The 18,707-nt window shown below is 72.9% G+C and carries 16 protein-coding genes; 6 read left to right on the forward strand and 10 right to left on the reverse strand.

Translation table 11 applies throughout. The features are described from left to right. Positions 1 to 5: 5 nt before the first annotated feature. Positions 6 to 791: an SDR family NAD(P)-dependent oxidoreductase gene (locus H4J02_RS04320; protein WP_187675882.1), complete on the reverse strand. Its 786-nt coding sequence runs from the start codon at positions 789 to 791 to the stop codon at positions 6 to 8. 100 nt (positions 792 to 891) lie between these two features. Here H4J02_RS04320 and H4J02_RS04325 point away from each other — a divergent pair, with 100 nt between their 5' ends. Beyond that, positions 892 to 1,389, forward strand: a complete 498-nt coding sequence (locus tag H4J02_RS04325) for a MarR family winged helix-turn-helix transcriptional regulator (RefSeq protein WP_187675883.1) — start codon at positions 892 to 894, stop codon at positions 1,387 to 1,389. 65 nt (positions 1,390 to 1,454) lie between these two features. Here the strand turns inward: H4J02_RS04325 and H4J02_RS04330 are convergent, their stop codons facing one another. Further along, positions 1,455 to 3,002: a succinic semialdehyde dehydrogenase gene (locus H4J02_RS04330; protein ID WP_187675884.1), complete on the reverse strand. Its 1,548-nt coding sequence runs from the start codon at positions 3,000 to 3,002 to the stop codon at positions 1,455 to 1,457. A 94-nt stretch (positions 3,003 to 3,096) separates the two neighbouring features. Between H4J02_RS04330 and H4J02_RS04335 the strand changes: the two genes are divergently transcribed. Both H4J02_RS04335 and H4J02_RS04340 read left to right on the forward strand, forming a co-directional pair. After that, positions 3,097 to 4,524 (forward strand): MFS transporter, encoded by a 1,428-nt coding sequence (locus H4J02_RS04335; RefSeq protein ID WP_187675885.1) that lies wholly within the window; start codon positions 3,097 to 3,099, stop codon positions 4,522 to 4,524. Beyond that, positions 4,521 to 5,975 (forward strand): aspartate aminotransferase family protein, encoded by a 1,455-nt coding sequence (locus tag H4J02_RS04340; RefSeq protein WP_187675886.1) that lies wholly within the window; start codon positions 4,521 to 4,523, stop codon positions 5,973 to 5,975. The genes H4J02_RS04335 and H4J02_RS04340 overlap by 4 nt, the downstream gene beginning before the upstream one ends. Before the next feature lie 121 nt (positions 5,976 to 6,096). Here H4J02_RS04340 and H4J02_RS04345 read toward each other — a convergent pair whose 3' ends face one another. Genes H4J02_RS04345 through H4J02_RS04355 form a run of 3 tightly spaced genes read right to left on the reverse strand, consistent with a single transcriptional unit; the run spans position 6,097 to position 8,961 of the window. After that, positions 6,097 to 7,158 carry a P-loop NTPase gene (locus H4J02_RS04345; RefSeq protein ID WP_187675887.1) on the reverse strand — a complete coding sequence of 354 codons (1,062 nt, stop codon included), beginning with the start codon at positions 7,156 to 7,158 and terminating at the stop codon, positions 6,097 to 6,099. Further along, complete coding sequence (locus H4J02_RS04350) at positions 7,155 to 7,661, reverse strand: DUF1003 domain-containing protein (protein ID WP_187675888.1); 507 nt, start codon at positions 7,659 to 7,661, stop codon at positions 7,155 to 7,157. The genes H4J02_RS04345 and H4J02_RS04350 overlap by 4 nt, the downstream gene beginning before the upstream one ends. Next, complete coding sequence (locus H4J02_RS04355; protein WP_187675889.1) at positions 7,648 to 8,961, reverse strand: magnesium transporter MgtE N-terminal domain-containing protein; 1,314 nt, start codon at positions 8,959 to 8,961, stop codon at positions 7,648 to 7,650. The genes H4J02_RS04350 and H4J02_RS04355 overlap by 14 nt, the downstream gene beginning before the upstream one ends. Before the next feature lie 36 nt (positions 8,962 to 8,997). On the opposite strand from H4J02_RS04355, the gene H4J02_RS04360 reads away from it, so the two are divergent. Beyond that, a complete protein-coding gene (locus tag H4J02_RS04360) occupies positions 8,998 to 9,486 on the forward strand; it encodes a general stress protein (RefSeq protein ID WP_187675890.1) in 489 nt (162 codons plus the stop codon). A 98-nt stretch (positions 9,487 to 9,584) separates the two neighbouring features. Here the strand turns inward: H4J02_RS04360 and H4J02_RS04365 are convergent, their stop codons facing one another. Both H4J02_RS04365 and H4J02_RS04370 read right to left on the reverse strand, forming a co-directional pair. Next, a complete protein-coding gene (locus H4J02_RS04365) occupies positions 9,585 to 10,397 on the reverse strand; it encodes an ABC transporter permease (RefSeq protein WP_187675891.1) in 813 nt (270 codons plus the stop codon). Positions 10,398 to 10,402: 5 nt separating this feature from the next. Then, positions 10,403 to 11,296, reverse strand: coding sequence for an ATP-binding cassette domain-containing protein (locus tag H4J02_RS04370; protein WP_187675892.1), 894 nt, complete (start codon positions 11,294 to 11,296; stop codon positions 10,403 to 10,405). A 114-nt stretch (positions 11,297 to 11,410) separates the two neighbouring features. On the opposite strand from H4J02_RS04370, the gene H4J02_RS04375 reads away from it, so the two are divergent. Continuing rightward, positions 11,411 to 12,328, forward strand: coding sequence for a TetR/AcrR family transcriptional regulator (locus tag H4J02_RS04375; RefSeq protein WP_187675893.1), 918 nt, complete (start codon positions 11,411 to 11,413; stop codon positions 12,326 to 12,328). 57 nt (positions 12,329 to 12,385) lie between these two features. On the opposite strand, the gene H4J02_RS04380 is transcribed toward H4J02_RS04375, so the two are convergent. The 3 genes from H4J02_RS04380 to H4J02_RS04390 all read right to left on the reverse strand — a co-directional run bounded on the left by H4J02_RS04380 (position 12,386) and on the right by H4J02_RS04390 (position 17,292). After that, positions 12,386 to 14,512 (reverse strand): alpha-amylase family glycosyl hydrolase, encoded by a 2,127-nt coding sequence (locus H4J02_RS04380; protein ID WP_316250703.1) that lies wholly within the window; start codon positions 14,510 to 14,512, stop codon positions 12,386 to 12,388. A 212-nt stretch (positions 14,513 to 14,724) separates the two neighbouring features. Next, entirely contained in the window at positions 14,725 to 16,176 is a 1,452-nt protein-coding gene (locus tag H4J02_RS04385) for an aminopeptidase P family protein (protein ID WP_222942210.1), read from the reverse strand. A gap of 102 nt (positions 16,177 to 16,278) precedes the next feature. Next, on the reverse strand, positions 16,279 to 17,292 hold the full coding sequence (locus H4J02_RS04390; protein WP_187675895.1) for an endonuclease/exonuclease/phosphatase family protein: 1,014 nt from the start codon (positions 17,290 to 17,292) through the stop codon (positions 16,279 to 16,281). A gap of 130 nt (positions 17,293 to 17,422) precedes the next feature. Between H4J02_RS04390 and H4J02_RS04395 the strand changes: the two genes are divergently transcribed. Next, positions 17,423 to 18,286, forward strand: coding sequence for a PHP domain-containing protein (locus H4J02_RS04395; protein ID WP_187675896.1), 864 nt, complete (start codon positions 17,423 to 17,425; stop codon positions 18,284 to 18,286). Positions 18,287 to 18,707: the final 421 nt, after the last annotated feature.

The following is an 18,707-nucleotide window of genomic DNA, read 5'->3' on the forward strand; positions in this document are numbered from 1 at the left end:
TCGCATCACAGCACGGTGGGCAGCACGCCGCCGTCTGCCCGCAGGGCCGCGCCGTTCGTCGCCGACGCGAGTGGGCTCGCGAGGTAGGCCACGAGGCTCGCGATCTCCTCGGGGCGGAGGAAGCGTTGGGCGAGCGACGTGTCGCGCACGAGCGCGTCGCGGAGCGCCTCGGCCGGCATCCCCTGAGCGTGCGCGATGTGCTCGATCGTGCGCGCCACGCCGTCGGAGTAGGTCGGGCCGCCGAGCACGGTGTTGACGGTCACGGCGGTGCCCTTCGTGAGCTTCGAGAGGCCGTTCGCGAGCGCGAGCGCGGCCGCCTTGGTGGCGCCGTAGGCGATCATGTCGCCCGGCACGTCGACGGCCGACTCGGTGCCGACGAAGAGGATGCGGCCCGCGCCCGCCGCGATCATGTCGCCGAGCACGGCGCGCGAGAGCCGCACGGCGCTCATGAGGTTCACCTCGATGTAGCGGGCCCACTCGTCGTCGCCGACTTCGGCGAACGGGGCGACGTCGAACGTGCCGACGTTGTTGACGAGGATGTCGACCCGTCCGAGTCGCTCGACGAGAGCGCGCGTCCGCGCGGCATCCGCGAGGTCGGCGGCGAGCCCTGTGACGTCGGCGCGCGGGACGGCCTCGCGCAGGAGCGCGACCGCTGCGTCGACGCGTTCTGCCCGCCGCCCGTTGAGCACGACAGCCGCGCCCTCCTCGGCGAGCGTGCGGGCGATCGCGAAGCCGATGCCCTCGGTCGAGCCGCTGATGAAGGCGCGGGCGCCGTCGAGTTGGAGATCCATGGGGTCCTTCCGGGCGCGCGAGGCGCCGATTCACTTTCCTGGGAAAGTCAACGGTAGGCGAAATCACTTTCCCAAGCAAGTAATCGGCTAGGCTCGCACCATGACATCCGAATCCGCGGAGCTTCCCGCTCGCGACTTCGCGCCTGACGAGCTCGACACGTGGTCGGCCGTCGCGACGCTCCTCGAATGGATGCCCGCGGCTCTCGACGCGCAGCTGCAACGCGACGCGGGGCTCAGTCACTTCGAGTTCGGCATCCTCTACGCGCTCGCCCGCGCCGAGGACGGCGTGCTGCGCATGAGCGAGCTCGCGGGCTACGCCAACAGCACCCTCTCGCGGCTGTCACGGGCGGTCGCGCGCCTCGAGCGCCCGGGCTGGGTTCGCCGCGAGGTCGACCCTTCGGATGGGCGCGTGACCCTCGCGCGGATCACCGCCGAGGGGCGACGCGCGCAGCAGGCGGCGGCACCGGGGCACGTCGACCTCGTGCGGCGCGTCGTGTTCGGCTCCCTCACGCCCGCGCAGGCGCGGGCCTTGGGTGAGAGCAGCCGGCGCATCACATCCGCTCTCCGCGCCGACGGCGCCTGGCGCCCGGCCCCCTGACGAGAGTTCCCGTTCCGCGTGATAGTCGCCGAAGGAACGGGTGCGAACACGCGGAACGGGAACTTTCAGCGGCGGCGGACGGCCTTGAGCCCCTTGAGGGTGAACACCATGAGCCCGACAAGGCGGCCGAACTCGTAGCCCGTGCGTGGTAGCTGCAGGAGCCCCGTCGCCTCGGCGACCGTCGTCGACTCGGTGAAGCGCAGCAGCCCGTCGACACCGTTGCGGCGCCCGACCCCCGACTGCTTGACGCCGCCCATGGGGGCATCTATCGAGCCGAAGGTCGCGCGGTAGCCCTCGTTGATGTTCACCGAGCCGGCCTCGAGGCGCGCGGCCACGCCGCGGGCGCGCGCGGGAGAACCGGACATGACGGATGCGTTGAGGCCGTAGTCCGTGTCGTTCGCGGCGGCGACCGCGGCATCCGCGTTCTCGACGACCGTGACGGCCACGAGCGGGCCGAAGGTCTCGCCCGCGAAGCACTGCATCTCGGAGGTCACGTCGGTGAGCACGGTCGGCTCGAGCACGTAGGGGCCGAGGTCGGGGCGGTGGCGGCCCCCGGCGAGCACCGTCGCGCCCTTCGCGATCGCGTCGTCGAGGTGCGCCGTGACGCGCTCGAGCTGGGCGGCGGATGCGAGCGAGCCGACATCCGCCGTGTAGTCGAAGTCGACGCCGAGGGCGAGGTTGCGCACGCGCTCGGCGAAGGCGGGCACGAAGCGGTCGGCGACTCCCTTCTCGACGTAGACGCGCTCGATCGACACGCACAACTGCCCGGCGGCCGAGAAGCACGCGTAGGCGGCATCGGCGGCGGCCTTCTCGGGGTCGACGTCGTCGAGCACGATGAGCGGGTTCTTGCCGCCGAGCTCCATCGAGGCGCCGATGAGGCGGCCCGCGGCGCGCTGCGCGACGGTGCGGCCGGTCGCCGTCGAGCCCGTGAAGCACACGTAGTCGGCGGCGTCGACGACGGCCGAGCCGACCTCGGAACCCGGGCCCGCGACGACCTGCCACAGCTCGGGCGGCAGTCCCGCGTCGACGAACGCGCGGCGGGCGAGCAGCACCGAGAGGGTGCCCTGATCGTCGGCCTTCTGCAGCACGCCGTTGCCGACCGCGAGGGCCGGCGCGATGTCCATGAGGGCGAGGCTCAGCGGGTAGTTCCAGGGCGTGATGACGCCGATGAGCCCCTTCGGGGCGCGACGCACGCGGGTGCGCATGACGAGCGGGATGCCAGCGCGGCGCGCCTCGGGGCGCAGCACGCGCCGGGCGCTCAGCGCGGCATAGCGCGTCGCGGCTGCCGAGTTGAAGACCTCCTCGAAGGCCTGCCCGCGTGTCTTGCCGGTCTCGGACTGCACGGCGTCGAGCAGCAGCTCGCGGCGCTCGAGGAAGAGGTCGTGCCCCCGCAGCAGCACGGCGCGGCGGTGCGCGTCGCCCGCGGCCCACCACGCGCGCTGCGCCTCCCGCGCGCGGAGGGCGGCATCCGCCACCTCCTCGACGGTCGCGTGGGGGAGCGTGTAGAGCTCCTCGCCCGTGAACGGGGCGATGACGGAGACGGGGGATGCGGCGCGGCCGGCGAGGTCGGTGATGAGCTCGTCGGCGAGCGTCCGGGGCAGCAGGCCGGGCATGCCGCGAGTCTAACTTGGACGGGCGTCCAACTCGGGGCCCCTGTGCGGGGGAGGCTGCCCGGATGCCGGCCGCGCTCCCGGTAGGGTGGCCCGCATGACGACGCCGTCTCCGAGGATCCGCGCATCCGTGATCGCCCGCTACGCGGCCGGCTCGATCGGCACGGGAGGGTTCGGCACGCTCCCCGGGCTCGTGCTCGCGATCTACCTCACCGACACGCTCGGCGTCGCCGCGATCTGGGCCTCCGTTATCATCGGCACCGCGAAGCTGTGGGATGTCGTGATCGACCCCGTCATCGGCGGCCGCAGCGACCGCAGCCTCGCCGTCACCGGCTCCCGTCGCCGCTTCATGCTCATCGGCGCCCTCCTGCTGCCCGTGTTCTTCATCCTGACCTTCGCCGTCCTGCCGGGCGTCGGGCCCGTCGTCGCCGGCCTGTGGGTGCTCGTGGCGTTCGTGCTCACGGCCACGGCGTTCAGCCTCTTCCAGGTGCCCTACATCGCCCTGCCCGCCGAGCTCGTCGGCGACTACGACGGCCGCACGCGCCTGCTCTCGGCGCGCGTCGTCGTTCTCACGATCGCCATCCTGCTGTTCGGCGCGGGCGGGCCCATGCTCGTGAAGCTCTTCAGCGGCACCGCCGATGGCACCGCGACCCAGTCGGGCTATCTCGGCATGGCGGTCGTCGCGGGCCTCCTGCTCGGGCTCGGGATGCTCGTGGCCGTCACGTCGGCGCAGCGGGGCCCGCGCGCGGACGCCCCGCCGCGCATCCCGCTCGGCCGCTACTACCGGGATGGCGTCGAGGCGCTGCGCTCGAGCCGCCCGTTCCGCGCGCTGCTGCTCACCTTCCTGCTGCAGGCCCTCGCCACGGGCATGATGCTCGCGGGCGCCGCCTATGTCGCCAAGTGGGTGCTGCGCGACCCGATCGACGGCACGACGTTCCTCTTCGTGGCCCTCATCGCGCCGGCCCTCGTGTGCGCGCCGGTGTGGGCCGTCATCTCGCGCCGCACCGGCAAGGAGTGGGCGTTCGGCGTCGCATCCGTGCTCTTCGGGCTCGCGGCGCTGTCGCTCGTGCTGCTCGTGTGGATCCCCGGCCCCTGGCTCTACGCGCCGGTCGCGCTCGCGGGCGCCGCGTACGCGGGCATGCAGACGCTCCCCATGGCGATGCTGCCCGACGTCATCAGCGACGACGCGACCCGCAACGGCCCGGGACGCGCGGGCGTCTTCGGGGGCGTGTGGACCGCGGGCGAGACGACGGGCATGGCGCTCGGCGCCGTGCTGCTCACGCTCGTGCTCGCGCTCACCGGCTACCAGGAGGCATTCGCAGGTCAGGTCGTCGAGCAGAGCGCCAACGCCCTCACGGGGATCGTGCTGAGCTTCAGCATCGTGCCCGCGATCATGATCGGCGTGAGCCTGTGGGCGCTCAGCCGCTACCCGCTGAGGCGCGGCGACATCGACGGGGCGGTGGTCGCATCCGCTGTTCCCGTGGGCGACATCACTGCCGCCGACACCGCGGAGGAGACCCGATGACGCTCGACGCCGAAGCCGTGCTGGGCCGGCTCTCGGAGCTGCGCGCGGGCGACCCGCCCACCCACGGCGGCCGCGTGCTGAGCTACGTCTACGACCCGGGCCTCGCCGGGCTCGATGACATGGTCGCGGCTGTCGTCGACGAGGTGCTGCCCGTCAACGGCCTCGACCCGACGACGTTCCGCTCGGTGGGCGTGCTCGAGTCGGAGCTCGTCGGCTTCATGCGCGAGTTGCTGCACGGCGACGCGGATGTCGTGGGCTCGGCCACGAGCGGCGGCACCGAGAGCTGCCTGCTCGCGGTCAAGACGGCGCGCGACGTGTGGCGCGCCGCCCACCCCGAGGGGCGTCCGCGGCTTCTCGCCCCCGTCACGGTGCACGCCGCCTTCCAGAAGGCCGCCGCCTACTTCGACCTCGTGCTCGACCTCGTGCCGACCGCGCCCGACGGCGTCGTCTCGGCAGCGGATGTCGTGGCCCGCCTCGGCGACGACGTCGCGCTCGTCGTGCTCTCGGCGCCCAACTACCCCTTCGCGAGCCTCGACCCGATCGCCGAGGTGGCGGAAGCCGCATCCGCCGCGGGCGTCCCGTTGCACGTCGACGCGTGCATCGGCGGGCTCGTGCTGCCGTTCTGGCGCGACGACGCGGATGCCGAGCTGCCCGCGTGGGACTTCCGCGTGCCCGGCGTCACGAGCGTGAGCGCCGACCTGCACAAGTACGGCTACGCGCCGAAGGGCGTCTCGGTGCTGCTGCAGCGCGGGCGCGATCGCCAGCGGCACCAGTACTTCGCGACGACGCGGTGGCCCGGATACCCGGTCGTGAACCCCACGATCCTCGGCTCGAAGTCGGCCGTGCCGCTCGCGGCGGGCTGGGCGATCGCCGAGGGGCTCGGGGTCGAGGGCTTCCGCGAGCTCGGCGAGTCGTGCCTGCGCGCGACGCGCGCCCTGCGCGCCGCAATCGAGGGCATCGAGGGGCTGCGCGTCGTGGGGGAGCCCGTCGGGCCGCTCTTCGCGGTGGCGACCGATGAATCCGTCGCGCCCGAGCAGCGTGTCGACCCCCATCATTGGGCCGACGCCGTGCGCGGGCTCGGCTTCGTGCTGCAGCTGCAGCCCGCGCTGGCCCCCCTGCCGTCGACGACGCACCTCACGATCACGCCCGTCACCGAGTCGGTGCTGCCCGAGCTCACGAGCGCGCTCGTCGCGGGGGCGGATGCCGTGCGCGGCGTGCCGCACGTCGACGCGTCCGCGCTGCTCGGCGGGCTCCCGCCGCTCGAGGCGCTCGCGGCGCTCGACTCCGACACCGCATGGGCGCTGCTGCAGGGCATCGGCATCGGGGGTGGCGCGGAGCTGCCGGATGCGCAGGCGCCGCTCGTGGCGCTCATCGAGGCGCTGCCGGCATCCGTCGCGGAGAGGCTGCTCGTCGAGCTGCTGGGGCGGTTGGTGGAGCCGCGGGAGGTGTAGCGGGGTGGTGGTCTCGAGACGCGTCGCCTTCGGCGGCGCTCCTCGACCACCTACATGAACACAGGTGGTCGAGGAGCGCCCGCGCAGCGGACGCGTCTCGAGACCACCGCCCCCGAGCTACCTACAGCAGCGGCCGCCCCGCGAGCCCGCGACCGCGGGCGACCACGGCATCCGCGAGCTCCCTGAGCGCCGCAGCCGCGGGGTCCGCGGGGTCGCCCAGCACGACGGGCGCCCCCGCGTCGCCCCCCGAGGCGACGGATGCCGCGAGCGGCACGCGCGCGAGCACGGGCACCTCGAGCCGGCGCGCGACCTCGTCGCCGCCGCCCGCGCCGAACACCCCGCCCGACATGTTCTCGACGACGCCGATGACCGTCTGACCGGTCTGCCGCGCGAGCAGGCCGGAGCGCTCCGCCACATCCGCCGCGGCCGCCTGCGGCGTCGTCACGACGACGACCTCGGCGTTCGGCAGCAGCTGGCCGAGCGTGATGGCGACATCGCCCGTGCCGGGCGGCAGGTCGAGCAGCAGCACGTCGAGGTCGCCGAAGTACACGTCGGTGAGGAACTGCTGCATCGTGCGGTGCAGGAGCGGCCCGCGCCACGACACGGGCGTGCGGTCCTCGACGAACATGCCGATCGAGATGACCTTCACGCCGTGCGCGACGGGCGGCAGGATCATGTCGCCCACCTGGGTGGGCTTCGCATCCGCGATGCCGAGGATGCCGGGGATCGAGAAGCCGAAGACGTCGGCGTCGACGAGCCCCACCGCGAGACCGCGCGCCGCGAGGGCGACCGCGAGCTCGGCCGTGATCGTCGACTTGCCGACGCCGCCCTTGCCCGAGGTGATCGCTACGACGCGCGTGAGCGTGCCGGGGCCGAACGGCATCCGGCGCTCGCCGCGGAGGCGCGTCACGAGCGCCTCTCGCTCGGCGGGGGTCATGACGCCGAGCGCGAGGTCGAGCGAGTCGACGCCCGGCACCGCGAGCACCGCCTCGCGCACGTCGCGCTCGATGCGGTCGGCGGCCGGGCAGCCCACGATCGTGAGGCGCAGGTCGACGCGTGCCGCGCCATCCGCCACCTCGACGCCGCGCACCATGTCGAGCTCGGTGATGGGGCGACGGATCTCGGGGTCCTGCACGCGCGCGAGCGCCGCGAGGACCGCGTCGGCGGCGGGGGAGGAGGTCACTTCGCGACCTCGTCCGTCTCCTTCTCCTTGTCGAGCTCCTCGAGCAGCGCGCGCAGCTCGGCCCGGATGAAGTCCTTCGTGGCCATGTCCTTGACCGCGAGGCGCAGCGCCACGACCTCGCGCGCGAGGTACTCGGTGTCGGCGAGATTGCGCTCGGCGCGCTGACGGTCCTGCTCGATCTGCACCCGGTCGCGATCGTCCTGCCGGTTCTGCGCGAGCAGGATGAGGGGCGCCGCATACGAGGCCTGCAACGACAGGATGAGGGTGAGCAGCGTGAAGTTGAGGGCGCGCGGGTCGAACTGGAACGGCACGGGCATGACCGAGTTCCACACGAGCCACAGGGTCACGAAGACCGTCATGCCGATGAGGAACCAGCTCGTGCCCATCGCGCGCGCGAACGACTCCGAGAAGCGGCCCATGCGGTCGCGGCCCGAGGGGCGGAAGCCGAAGGCCGGGCGGATGCCCTTGGGGGCGTCGAGCCGGGGCTCGTTACGTCGTGCCATGCGGCGTCCTCCTTCCTCGGATCGGGATGGCTGCGGTGCTCGTGCTCACGGGCTCCGGTTCCTGCTCGTCGTGCGAACTTCGCCAGTCATCGGGCAGGAGGTAGTCGAGGACGTCGTCGATGGTCACCACCCCGACGAGACGGTGCTTCTCGTCGACGACGGGAAGCGAGACGAGGTTGTAGGAGGCGAGGATGCGCGCGACCTCGGCCGCGCTCGTCTCGGGCGCGACCGGCTCGAGGGTCGCGTCGATGAGCGTGCCGAGACGCTCGTGCGGCGGGTAGCGCAGCATCCGCTGGAAGTGCACGACGCCGAGGAAGCGACCCGTGGGCGGCTCGTACGGCGGCAGGGTGACGCACACGGCGGCGCCGAGCGCCGGCGCGAGCTCGTGGCGGCGGATGAGGGCGAGCCCCTCCGCGACGGTCGCGTCGGCCGAGACGATGATCGGCTCGGTCGTCATGAGGCCGCCCGCGGTCTCGGGGGCGTAGTTGAGGAGGAAGCGCACGTCTTCCGCCTCCTCCGGCTGCATGAGACCGAGCAGGGCCTCACCGCGTGCCTCGGGCAGCTGGGCGATGAGGTCGGCGGCGTCGTCGGGCTGCATCTGGTCGAGCACGTCGGCGGCGCGCTCGTCGTCGAGCTGCGTGATGATCTCGACCTGCTCGTCCTCGGGCATCTCCTCGAGGGCGTCGGCGAGACGGTCGTCGGGGAGCTCCTCGGCGACCTCGATGCGGCGGTCCTCGGGCAGGTCGAGGAGAGTCGATGCGAGGTCGGCCGGCAGCAGGTCGGCGTAGGTCGCGATGAGCTGCTCGGCGGACTGCGACTCGCCGGGGGCGTTGACCTCGCGCACCTTGTCCCACGCAGCGAGCACGGTGCTGCCCTTGCCGAACGGAGCCGCGCTCGTGCGGGGGCGGCGCAGGAAGAGCTCGCCCACGACCCACTCGCCGGGGCCCGACTCCTCGATCGCGACGTCCTCGATCGTGGCCTGGCCCGATCCGTCGCGCAGCGCGACCTGGCGGCCGAGCATCTCGGCGATGACGCGCACTTCGCCGCCGCGCTGCTCGAAGCGGCGCAGGTTGATGAGACCGGTCGTGATGATCTGGCCCGCGCCGATGCTCGTGACGCGTCCGATCGACACGAAGACGCGACGCCGACCGGGGATCTCGACGATGAGCCCGACGACACGCGGCGAGCTCTTGGGGCGGTACACGACGAGCACGTCGCGCACCTTCCCGACCCGGTCGCCGTTGGGGTCGAAGACGGAGCACCCGGCCAGTCGGGCGACGAAGACTCTCGTGGCGCTCACGGGAAAACCCTACCCGCCGGATGCCAGAATGGCGGGGTGACCAGCCCTTCGCCTTTCGCACGTCCCGGCGCCCCGCTGACGGTTCCGCAGGGCGACGTTCTCGGCACCTACGACAGCTATCCCGAGGCGCAGAAGGTCGTCGACCGGCTCGCGAAGGCGGACTTCCCGGTGGCGAAGCTCGCGATCGTCGGCAACAACCTCACGAGCGTCGAGATCATCACCCGCAAGCGCTCGTGGAACCGCGCGGCCTTCTCCGGCGTGCTGTCGGGCGCGTGGCTCGGCATCTTCATGGGCCTGCTGCTGAGCCTGCTCTCGCCGACCTTCACGTGGCAGCTCTTCGCGGCCGCCGTGTTCATCGGCGCCGCGCTCGGCCTCTTCCTGCAGCTCATCAGCTACGCGATCAGCCGCCGCAACCGCGACTTCGAGTCGGTGTCGCAGGTGATCGCCGCGAACTACCAGATCGTCATCGAGCCGGGCATGCTCGCCCGCGCCCAGGACGCCCTCGCCCGCAACCCCCAACTCTGACCTCGTGCTCGTGGCGCGGCTGGAGCCGCGACGCGACGGCGGGAGAAACGCCTCCCGCCGCACGGTCGTAGCTCCAGCCGCGCCGTGAGTCGACGTCGTCAGCGGCGGCCGGCCTTCGCCCGGAACAGCACGCGCGTGAGCACGGCGCCGACGGCGAGGAAGGCGACGCACCAGCCGAGAGCCCACCATCCGCTCGTGCCGATGTCGGTGCCGAGCAGGAGCCCGCGGATGGTCTCGATGATGGGGGTGAGGGGCTGGTTCTCGGCGATCCAGCGCAGCCACTCGGGCATCGTGTCGACGGGAACGAAAGCGCTCGACACATACGGCAGGAACATGAGGAAGAAGCCGTACCCGTTCGCCGCCTCCGGGTTCGACGCCGCGAGGCCGATCGCCGCGAAGACCCAGGTGATCGCGAGGATGTAGAGGGCGACGAGCGCGCCCATCCCGATCCACTCGATCGGTCCGGCGCTCGGTCGGAACCCCAGCAGCAGGGCCACGCCGATGACGATCGCGGTGGCGACGAGGTTGCGCACGAGGCTCGCGACGACGTGCCCCGTGATGACCGTCTCGGCGCGCATCGGCATGGTGCGGAAGCGGTCGATGACGCCCGTCGTCATGTCGGTCGCCACGTCGACGGCGACCGAGGCGGCCCCGAACCCCGCGCACAGCAGGATGATGCCCGGCACGACGTAGTCGACGTAGCCGCCGCCGGGGGCGATCGCGCCGCCGAACACCTGCGTGAAGAGCACCATGAGCATGGTGGGCAGCGCGATCGCCATGACGAGCGCGTCGGGGGTGCGCAGCGTGTGCAGCATGCTGCGGCCGACGAAGGTCGCGAAGACGGATGCCGCTCGCGGCGGCGCGGCGGGCGCCGGCGCGGGCGCGTGTCCGGGTGCGGTGAGGGTGGTCATGGCGGTCAGTCCTTCGTGAGGGCGAGCTCGGGCTCGCGGGTGGCGGGGGATCCCGTGACGGCGAGGAAGACGTCGTCGAGGCTGGGGGAGCGCAGGGAGACGGATGCGGCATCCGCGTTCCCGAGTCCGGCGAGCGCGCGGCGCAGTCCCGCGACGGTGCCGTCGGTGGGGAGCTCGGCGAGCACGGCGCCCGTGGCGTCGCTCACGGTGATCACCTCGCCGCCGACGCGCGCCTTGAGCTCATCGGCGGTGCCCTCGGCCACGACGACGCCGTGCTCGATGACGGCGATGCGATCGGCGAGCTGGTCGGCCTCCTCGAGGTACTGCGTCGTGAGCAGCACGGTCGTGCCGTTCGCGGTCAGGGTGCGGATCTCGTCCCACAGCGCCTGGCGGCTGCGGGTGTCGAGGCCCGTCGTCGGCTCGTCGAGGAACACCACGGGCGGCGCGAGGATGAGGCTGATGGCGAGGTCGAGGCGCCGGCGCATGCCGCCCGAGTAGGTGCCGACCCGCTTGCCGGCCGCCTCGACGAGGCCGAAGCGGTGGAGCATCTCGTCGGCCCGGCGTGCCGCGTCGGCCCGACCGAGGCCCGAGAGCCTGCCCATCATGCGCAGGTTCTCGCGTCCGGTGAGCACCTGGTCGACCGCTGCGGCCTGACCGGTGACGCTGATGCGGCGCTTGACCTGCTCGGGCTCGTGTGCGACGTCGTGGCCCGCGACGGTCGCGGTGCCGGCGTCGGCGGCGACGAGCGTGCTGAGGATGCCGAGCAGAGTGGTCTTGCCGGCCCCGTTGGGACCGAGCAGGGCGAAGACGGTGCCGGCTGAGACGTCGAGGTCGATGCCGCGGAGCACCTCGGTGCCGCCGAAGCTCTTGCGGATGCCGCGAACGGTGATGGCGTCCATCGCGCGTCCTTCCTGTGGGAGTGTGAATGGCGTAAACTGTTTACGCCATATGCGAACTGTTTAACAGATACACAGTTAGCGCCCTCCGCGTCAACCCCGAATACGATGAGGCCGATGACCGACACCCCGACCGAGCCGGAGCTCCCGCGCGCCGTCGCCCTCGCATGGGGCGTCGCGGCGCATCCGCAGCGCGGCCCCAAGCGCGAGCTCTCGATCGAGCGCATCGTCGACGTCGCCGTCGAGCTCGCCGACCGCGGAGGGCTCGGAGCGGTCTCGATGGCAGCCGTCGCGTCGGAGCTCGGGTACACGCCGATGTCGCTCTACCGCTACGTCACGAGCAAAGACGACCTGCTCGTGCTCATGCAGGAGCGCGGCATCGGCGTGCCGCCCGAGAGCGTGCGAGAGGCCGACGGCTGGCGCGACGGGATGCGCGACTGGGCCGCCGCGACCCTCTCGACCTACCGTGAGCATCCGTGGCTGCTCGACCTCGCGATCGAGGGCACCCCCCAGACGCCCAACAACCTCGCGTGGCTCGACGCGGCGCTCGAGACGCTCGCGGAGGCGCCCGCCGACTACGAGGCCAAGGTCTCGATCGTGCTCGCCGTCATGGCACAGGTGCGCTGGCAGGGCGTCGTCGAGCGCGGCTACCTCGCGGCGGCGGCGGCGGCCTCCGTGCGACCCGAGGATCTCGACCGCCACGCGAGCGACGTCATCGCGACCTTCATCACGCCCGAGCAGTTCCCCGAGGTGCACCGCGCGCTGCAGGCCGGCGTGTTCGGGCCCGGCCCCGACGACCCCTTCGCGTTCGGCCTCGAGCGCGTGCTCGACGGCATCGAGAACTACCTCGCGACCGAGCCCTCCGCACGACCCGCGACGCCCCTCGGCGACCCCCAGGAGGACCAGATCGCGCGCGATCCGAAGGTCAGGGAGGCCGTCAAGGCGCGGCGCGAGGCCGAGAAGCAGCTGCGCGAGGCCCGCAAGCGCGAACGCGAACGGATGCGCGAGGCGCGCGAGCGGATGCGGAGGGGATAGCCGATCGCGGAGGTCTCGAGACGCGTCCGCTGCGCGGGCGCTCCTCGACCACCTGGGTCAGCCGATCGTCACGACGTGGGACGCCGCGGTACGGCGATCGTGCGCGTCGATCGTGACGGCGCGGTACTCGATGCGCGTGCCGTCGGCGAGCGGGCGCACGTCGTGCACGACCCGGGCGCCCGGGCCGGTCGCGGTGCCGAGCCCGTGCCACTCGTCCGAGCCCACCTCGCGCCACGAGAAGCTCGTCTCGCTCCACAGGGCACCCGTGTCGACGTCGACGTGCACGATGCCGTCGATCTCACCCGGCTCGGGCGAGGTGAAGACGGGCGCGACCGCGGCATCCGGGGCCCCCACCTGGCGGTCGGCGACGAGCACGACGGCCGAGAGCGGCGGCACCGCGACCGAGGCGACGCCGTCCGCGTCGGCCGTGGTCGCATCCGTCTCGCCGTAGAGCACCGAGAACGCGGCGCCGGGGGTGAGCGTCGGCACGTCGATCGTCACCTCGCGTCCGCCGGCGTTGAGCACGACGAGGTGCTCGACGCGCTCCGCGTGGTCGACCCGCGAGAACGCGTAGCTCGAGCCGTCGGCGATGCGCTCGAGCTGCGCGCCCGTCGCGAGGGCCGGATGCGACTTCCGCAGCTCGGCGAGCTCGGCGATGAGCCGGTAGAGGGGCGCGTCGGGGTCGTAGCGGTCGACGGCGCCCGCGATCTCGCCCGTGATGAGCGGCTGGTCGGCGTACTCGGGGGTCGCGGTGGCGAAGAGGCTCTGGCGCGCGTGGCGGTCGGCGCCGTCGCCCGCGCCGACGAAGCCCTGCTCGTCTCCCGCGTAGACGACGGGCTGCCCGCGGGCGAGGAAGAGCAGCTCGTGGGCGAGCTCGTCGCGGGCGAGGGCGTCCTGGTCGCGCACGAGGTAGCCGATGCGACCCATGTCGTGGTTGCCGAGGAAGGTCGGGAGAGCGCGCGCGTCGCCGTCGGCGGTCGTGTAGCCCGCGTCGCCCGCGAACACCTCGGCGAGATGGGCGGACCCCGCGCCGTTGACGAAGTCGAGCGCGGCGGACTGGAACGCGAAGTCGAGCACGGCGTCGAAGCCCCGGTCGCGCACGTACGGCGCGAGCAGGTTCGGATCGGCGTCGAAGACCTCGCCGAACACGAAGAAGTCGTCCTTGCCGATCTCGGCCGCGTGGGCGTCGAGCCCCTCCGTGAACGCAGCCCAGAACTCCTCGTTGACGTGCTTGACGGTGTCGATGCGGAAGCCGTCGACGCCGAGGTCCATCCAGTCGCTGTAGACGTCGATGAAGCCGTCGACGACGCGCGGGTCCTCCGTCATGAGGTCGTCGAGGCCCGCGAAGTCGCCGAGCGTGACGGACTCGCCGGCCCACGTCGTGTCGCCGCGGTTGTGGTACAGCGTCACGTCGTTGAGCCAGGCGGGCACCTTGATGTCGGCCTCGGCCGGATCGACGACGGGCGCGTACGGGAAGCTCGTCTCGGCGTCGAGCTCGGGGAAGTCGTCGGAACCCGCGACGGAGGCCAGGTCCACCTCGTTCCCCTCCGCATCGAGGTAGGGCTTCGCGGCTGTCGCGATGTAGCTATGGCCCGCCAGACCGTAGGAGATCACGTCGGCCGTGTGGTTCGTGATGATGTCGAAGTAGAGCCGCATGCCGCGCGCGTGCAGCTCGTCGATGAGCCGTTCGAGCTCGGCGTTCGTGCCGAGGTGCGGGTCGATGCGCGTGAAGTCGGTGACCCAGTAGCCGTGGTAGCCACCCGAGCGGTTCGCGCCGACACCCTGCACGGGCTTGTTGGCGAAGCTCGGCGTGAGCCAGATCGCGCTCACCCCGAGCCCCTCGATGTAGTCGAGCCGTTCGAGGAGGCCCGCGAGATCCCCGCCCTGGTAGAAGCCCGTGTCGGTCGGGTCGAACCCCGTGGCGTAGCGGTCACCCTCGAGCCCACCCGTGTCGTTCGTCGGGTCGCCGTTCGCGAACCGGTCGGTCATCACGAAGTAGAACGACTGCCCGGCGCCCGCCGGGAGCGCGGGTTCCCGCAAGAGCGCGGCATCCGCATCCGTGTACGCCCCGCGCGGCTGCTCACGCGCCGCGATCGCGAGCGGGATGCCGACGCCCGCTCCGAGCGCAAGCACGGCCGCCGCCGCGATCCCGATGATCGCGGGGCGGGGCAGGCGACGGCGCACGCCGCGACGCTACCCGCCTCGTTGCGCCGATTGCAACCGCTTCCAACGCAGGACGCGAGCGAAGTGGGTGTGCGGATTCGCTTCCGGGACGCTGGCATTGGGTCGGGCAGGAGCGCGCCGCCGGAGGCGGCACGCGGGGGCATGCGGCGCGGAAGCGAATCCGCACGCCCGCGAAGCGACACCGCTCCGCCGCGAAGCGGCTTCCGGGAGCGTTACGAGCGCAGCGACGCCAACCACGCCTCGACGTCGTCCGCCGTGCGCGGGATCGCCGCCGAGAGGTTCTCGGCGCCGTCGGCCGTCACGAGGATGTCGTCCTCGATGCGCACGCCGATGCCGCGGTACTCCTCGGGCACGGTGAGGTCGTCGGGCTGGAAGTAGAGGCCCGGCTCGATCGTGAACACCATGCCCGGCTCGAGCACACCGTCGAGGTAGAGCTCGCGGCGGGCCTGCGCGCAGTCGTGCACGTCGATGCCGAGGTGGTGGCTCGTGCCGTGCACCATGTAGCGGCGGTGGTACTGCGCGTCGGGGTCGAGCGACTCCTCGGCGCTCACCGGCAGGAGGCCCCACTCTGCGGTCTTCGCGGCGATGACCTTCATGGCCTCGGCGTGGATCTCGCGGAACCGGATGCCGGGGCGCACGATCGCGAACGCCGCATCCGCCGCCTCCCGCACCGCCTCGTACACGCGGCGCTGCACCTCGGTGAAGGTGCCCGACACGGGGAGGGTGCGGGTGATGTCGGCGGTGTAGAGCGAGTCGAGCTCGACGCCCGCGTCGAGCAGCAGCAGGTCGCCGGGGGCGACGGGTCCGTCGTTGCGGGTCCAGTGCAGGATGCACGCGTGCGGCCCCGAGGCGGCGATCGTGTCGTAGCCGACGGTGTTGCCTTCGGCGCGCGCGCGGCGGTTGAAGGTGCCCTCGACGAGGCGCTCGCCGCGGGGGTGGGCGACGATCTCGGGGAGGTCGGCGATGACGTCGTCGAAGCCCTGGCGGGTCGCGTCGATCGCGGCGCGCATCTCGGCGATCTCGTACTCGTCCTTGACGAGGCGCAGCTCGCTCACGGCGCGCAGCAGCTCGGCGTCGGCGCTGCCCGCGGGGGCCAGGTCGTCGGCGGCCTCGTCGACGCCACGCAGCACGATGATCTCGTCACCGGGGGCCGCGAGCTCGGTGAGCGGGCGGGTCTCGAGGGCGAGGTCGGCGGCGACGTGGGCGAGCGAGGGGCGCGGGCCGGTCCAGAACTCGCCGATCGCGGCGTTCGCGTAGAACTCCTCGGTGTCGCGGCCGGCGGTCGGCGTGAAGTAGAGCACGGCGGGGGTGTCGTCTCCGGGGCTGATGACGAGCACGGCGCCGGGCACGGTGTCGCTCGCCCAGCCGGTGAGGTGCGAGAACGCGGAGTGCGCGCGGTAGGGGTAGTCGGTGTCGTTGGAGCGCACCTTCGCGGGGCCCGCGGGGATCACGAGCGTCGCGCCGGGGAACTTCGCGGCGAGGCGCATGCGGCGTGCGGCGGCGAACGCGGCCTGCGGGCGCGGGGAGGGCGTGACCTCGGGGCGCTCCGCCCAGCTCGAGCTGATGTAGTCGCGGAAGGTGCTCGAGGTGGGCGTCGTGGAGCGGTTGGCGGTCGCGGGGGTGGTGGATGCCGCCACGGTGTCGACGGGGGTGCTGTCAGCCATGCCCCCATCCTCCCACCGCGAGCCGAGCGCGGGCTGCGGGTGCGGCATCCGGATGCCGTGGTCGGGCTTCGGCGGCGGGGGCGGCGGGGGTCGCGGCGGGCGTCAGGCGGCGGGGCGCAGCTGCGCCACCACGGGGCGGTGGTCGGAGCCGGAGCCGTCCTCGGCGTCGATGACGCGGAACCCGACGACTTCCCACGCGTCCGTCGCGAGCACGTGGTCGATGGGGGAGCCGAGCACCGGCGGCATGCGCGTCGGCCAGGTGCCGAGGGCGGCGGCGCCCACGGCACGCGCGGCGTCGCGGCACGAGGCGAGGCCGACATCCGATCCGAAGCGCGACCAGTGGTCGAGCGTCGAGTTGAGGTCGCCTGCGACGACCACGTTCGACTCCGCGTCGGCGCAGCGCTCGGCGAGCCACGCGAGCCCGTCGCGCCAGTTGCTCATCTCGCCGGGCACGGGCGCCACCGGATGCGCGGCCACGATCGTGGGCCCGGACCCGTCGACGGGCACGGCGACGACGCTCGGGAGGGTGGGCGTCGAGCCGGCCTCCTCGTCGACACGGTACTCGCCGAGCTCGGTGCTCACGAGCAGCATCGTCGAGCGGGCCTTTGAGACGGTGTCGTACTGCAGCTCGAGCAGCTGCATGGGCCGCCCGCCCGCGGCGAGGAGCGCCCGTACGGCCTCGCCCGCCTCGTGGCTCGTCTCGGGCAGCGCCACGACGTCGGCCTCCTGGCCGAGCGCGAGGTTCGCGATGCGCTCGGCGCCGGGGGAGTCGCCGAGCGTGTTCCACGACAGCACGACGAGGTCGCCCTCGGCGATCGTCTGGAACGCGCCGCCGGAGAAGCCGCGGATCGACAGCACCCCGGCCGTGAGGATCGAGAACGCGAGCAGGAGCACCGCGAGGCCCGCGAAGAAGCGGCGCGCGGCGCCCGACAGCAGCGCGATGAGCGTCAGCAGCACGGCGAGCAGGATGGCGACGAGCGCGGCGATCCCGCGCACGGCGACGAGCTGCACCACCCCCAGCGTCTGCTCGAGGCCGAGCAGCTGGGGCCAGCAGGCGACGAGCAGCAGGGCGGCGAGGGCGAGGGTGGTCGCGGCGGCGAGGATGCGTCGGACCATCGCATCGAGCCTAAGCGCGCGTTCCCTGGTCGCGGCTGAAAGGGCGTCGCGAGCCGTCGGATGCCGCGCCCGCCTGCCCGCACGCACTCGCGCGCCTGCGTGCCCGCCTGCCGCGCCCTAGCATGAGGTGATGCCCGGACCGATCGACCTGCACGCGCACTCGAGCGTGTCCGACGGCACGGAGACGCCCGCCGAGCTCGTCGCCGCAGGCGTCGCCGCCGGGCTCGGGGTGCTCGCGATCACCGACCACGACTCCACGGCAGGCTGGGACCAGGCGTTCGTCGCCGCCGACGGCACGGGCCTCGAGCTCGTGCCCGGCATCGAGCTGTCGACGCAGCTCGACTACGCGAGCGTGCACATCCTCGGCTACCTCATCGACCCCGCCGACGCCGACCTCGTCGACGCGACCGCCGCCATCCGCTCCGAGCGCCTGCACCGCGCCGAGTCGATGGTGAAGCGCATCTCGCGCGACTACGCCCTCGACTGGGACGACGTGCTCGCGCAGGCGACGCCCGGCGCGACGATCGGCCGCCCGCACATCGCCGACGCGCTCGTCGCGCGCGGGCACGTGAGCGACCGCACGGCGGCGTTCCAGACGATCCTGCACTGGCAGGGCGGCTACTACCGGCCGCACGAGGCACCCGCGCCGCTCGAGGGTGTGCGGCTCATCACGAACGCGGGCGGCGTCGCGGTCATCGCGCACCCCGGTGCGCGCGGTCCCGAGCGCGTGCTCAGGGAGCCACGGATGCGCGAGCTCGTCGACGCGGGACTCTTCGGCCTCGAACTCGCCCACCGCGACAACCCGCCCCGCTCGCGTGCCCACTGGGCCGAGATCGCGGCGCGCTACGGCCTCGTCACGACGGGCTCGAGCGACTACCACGGCACGGGCAAGCCCAACCGCCTCGGTGAAAACAAGACCGACCCCGAGGTCTACGCGGCGATCGTCGCGCGCGCGACCGGCTCGCGCCCCTTCCGCACGAGCGCGTCCGCCTGAGCCGCGGGCGCATCCGCCGCTGCCGCGCGCATCCGTCGCTGCCGCGCGCATCCCCTCGGCGGGCGCATCCGCCGCTGCCGCGCGCATCCGCTCGGCGGGCCGCATCCGCCGCGCGAGTCTCGACGGCGGGAACAACCGCACCATCGGCGGGGGTAACCACGCCAGCGGGCGGTGAAGCACGCACCCGGCGGGGGTGACTGCTCCCGCCGTATGTCAGCTTCGCCGCCCGCTTGGCTGGCGGGACGGATGATGCGGATGGGGGCTGGCGTGGTTGATGATCGGCGGGAGAAACCGCCGCGGCGGGCGATGAAGTGCCCATGTGGCGGGGGTAACCGCCCCAGCGGCGGGAGCAACCGCCGCAGCGGGCGCGGAAGCGGACACGCGGCGGGAGGAGTTGCTCCCGCCGCGTGTCAGGTCTTCC

Origin of the sequence: Protaetiibacter sp. SSC-01, assembly GCF_014483895.1 — a bacterium.
GTDB lineage: Bacteria > Actinomycetota > Actinomycetes > Actinomycetales > Microbacteriaceae > Homoserinibacter.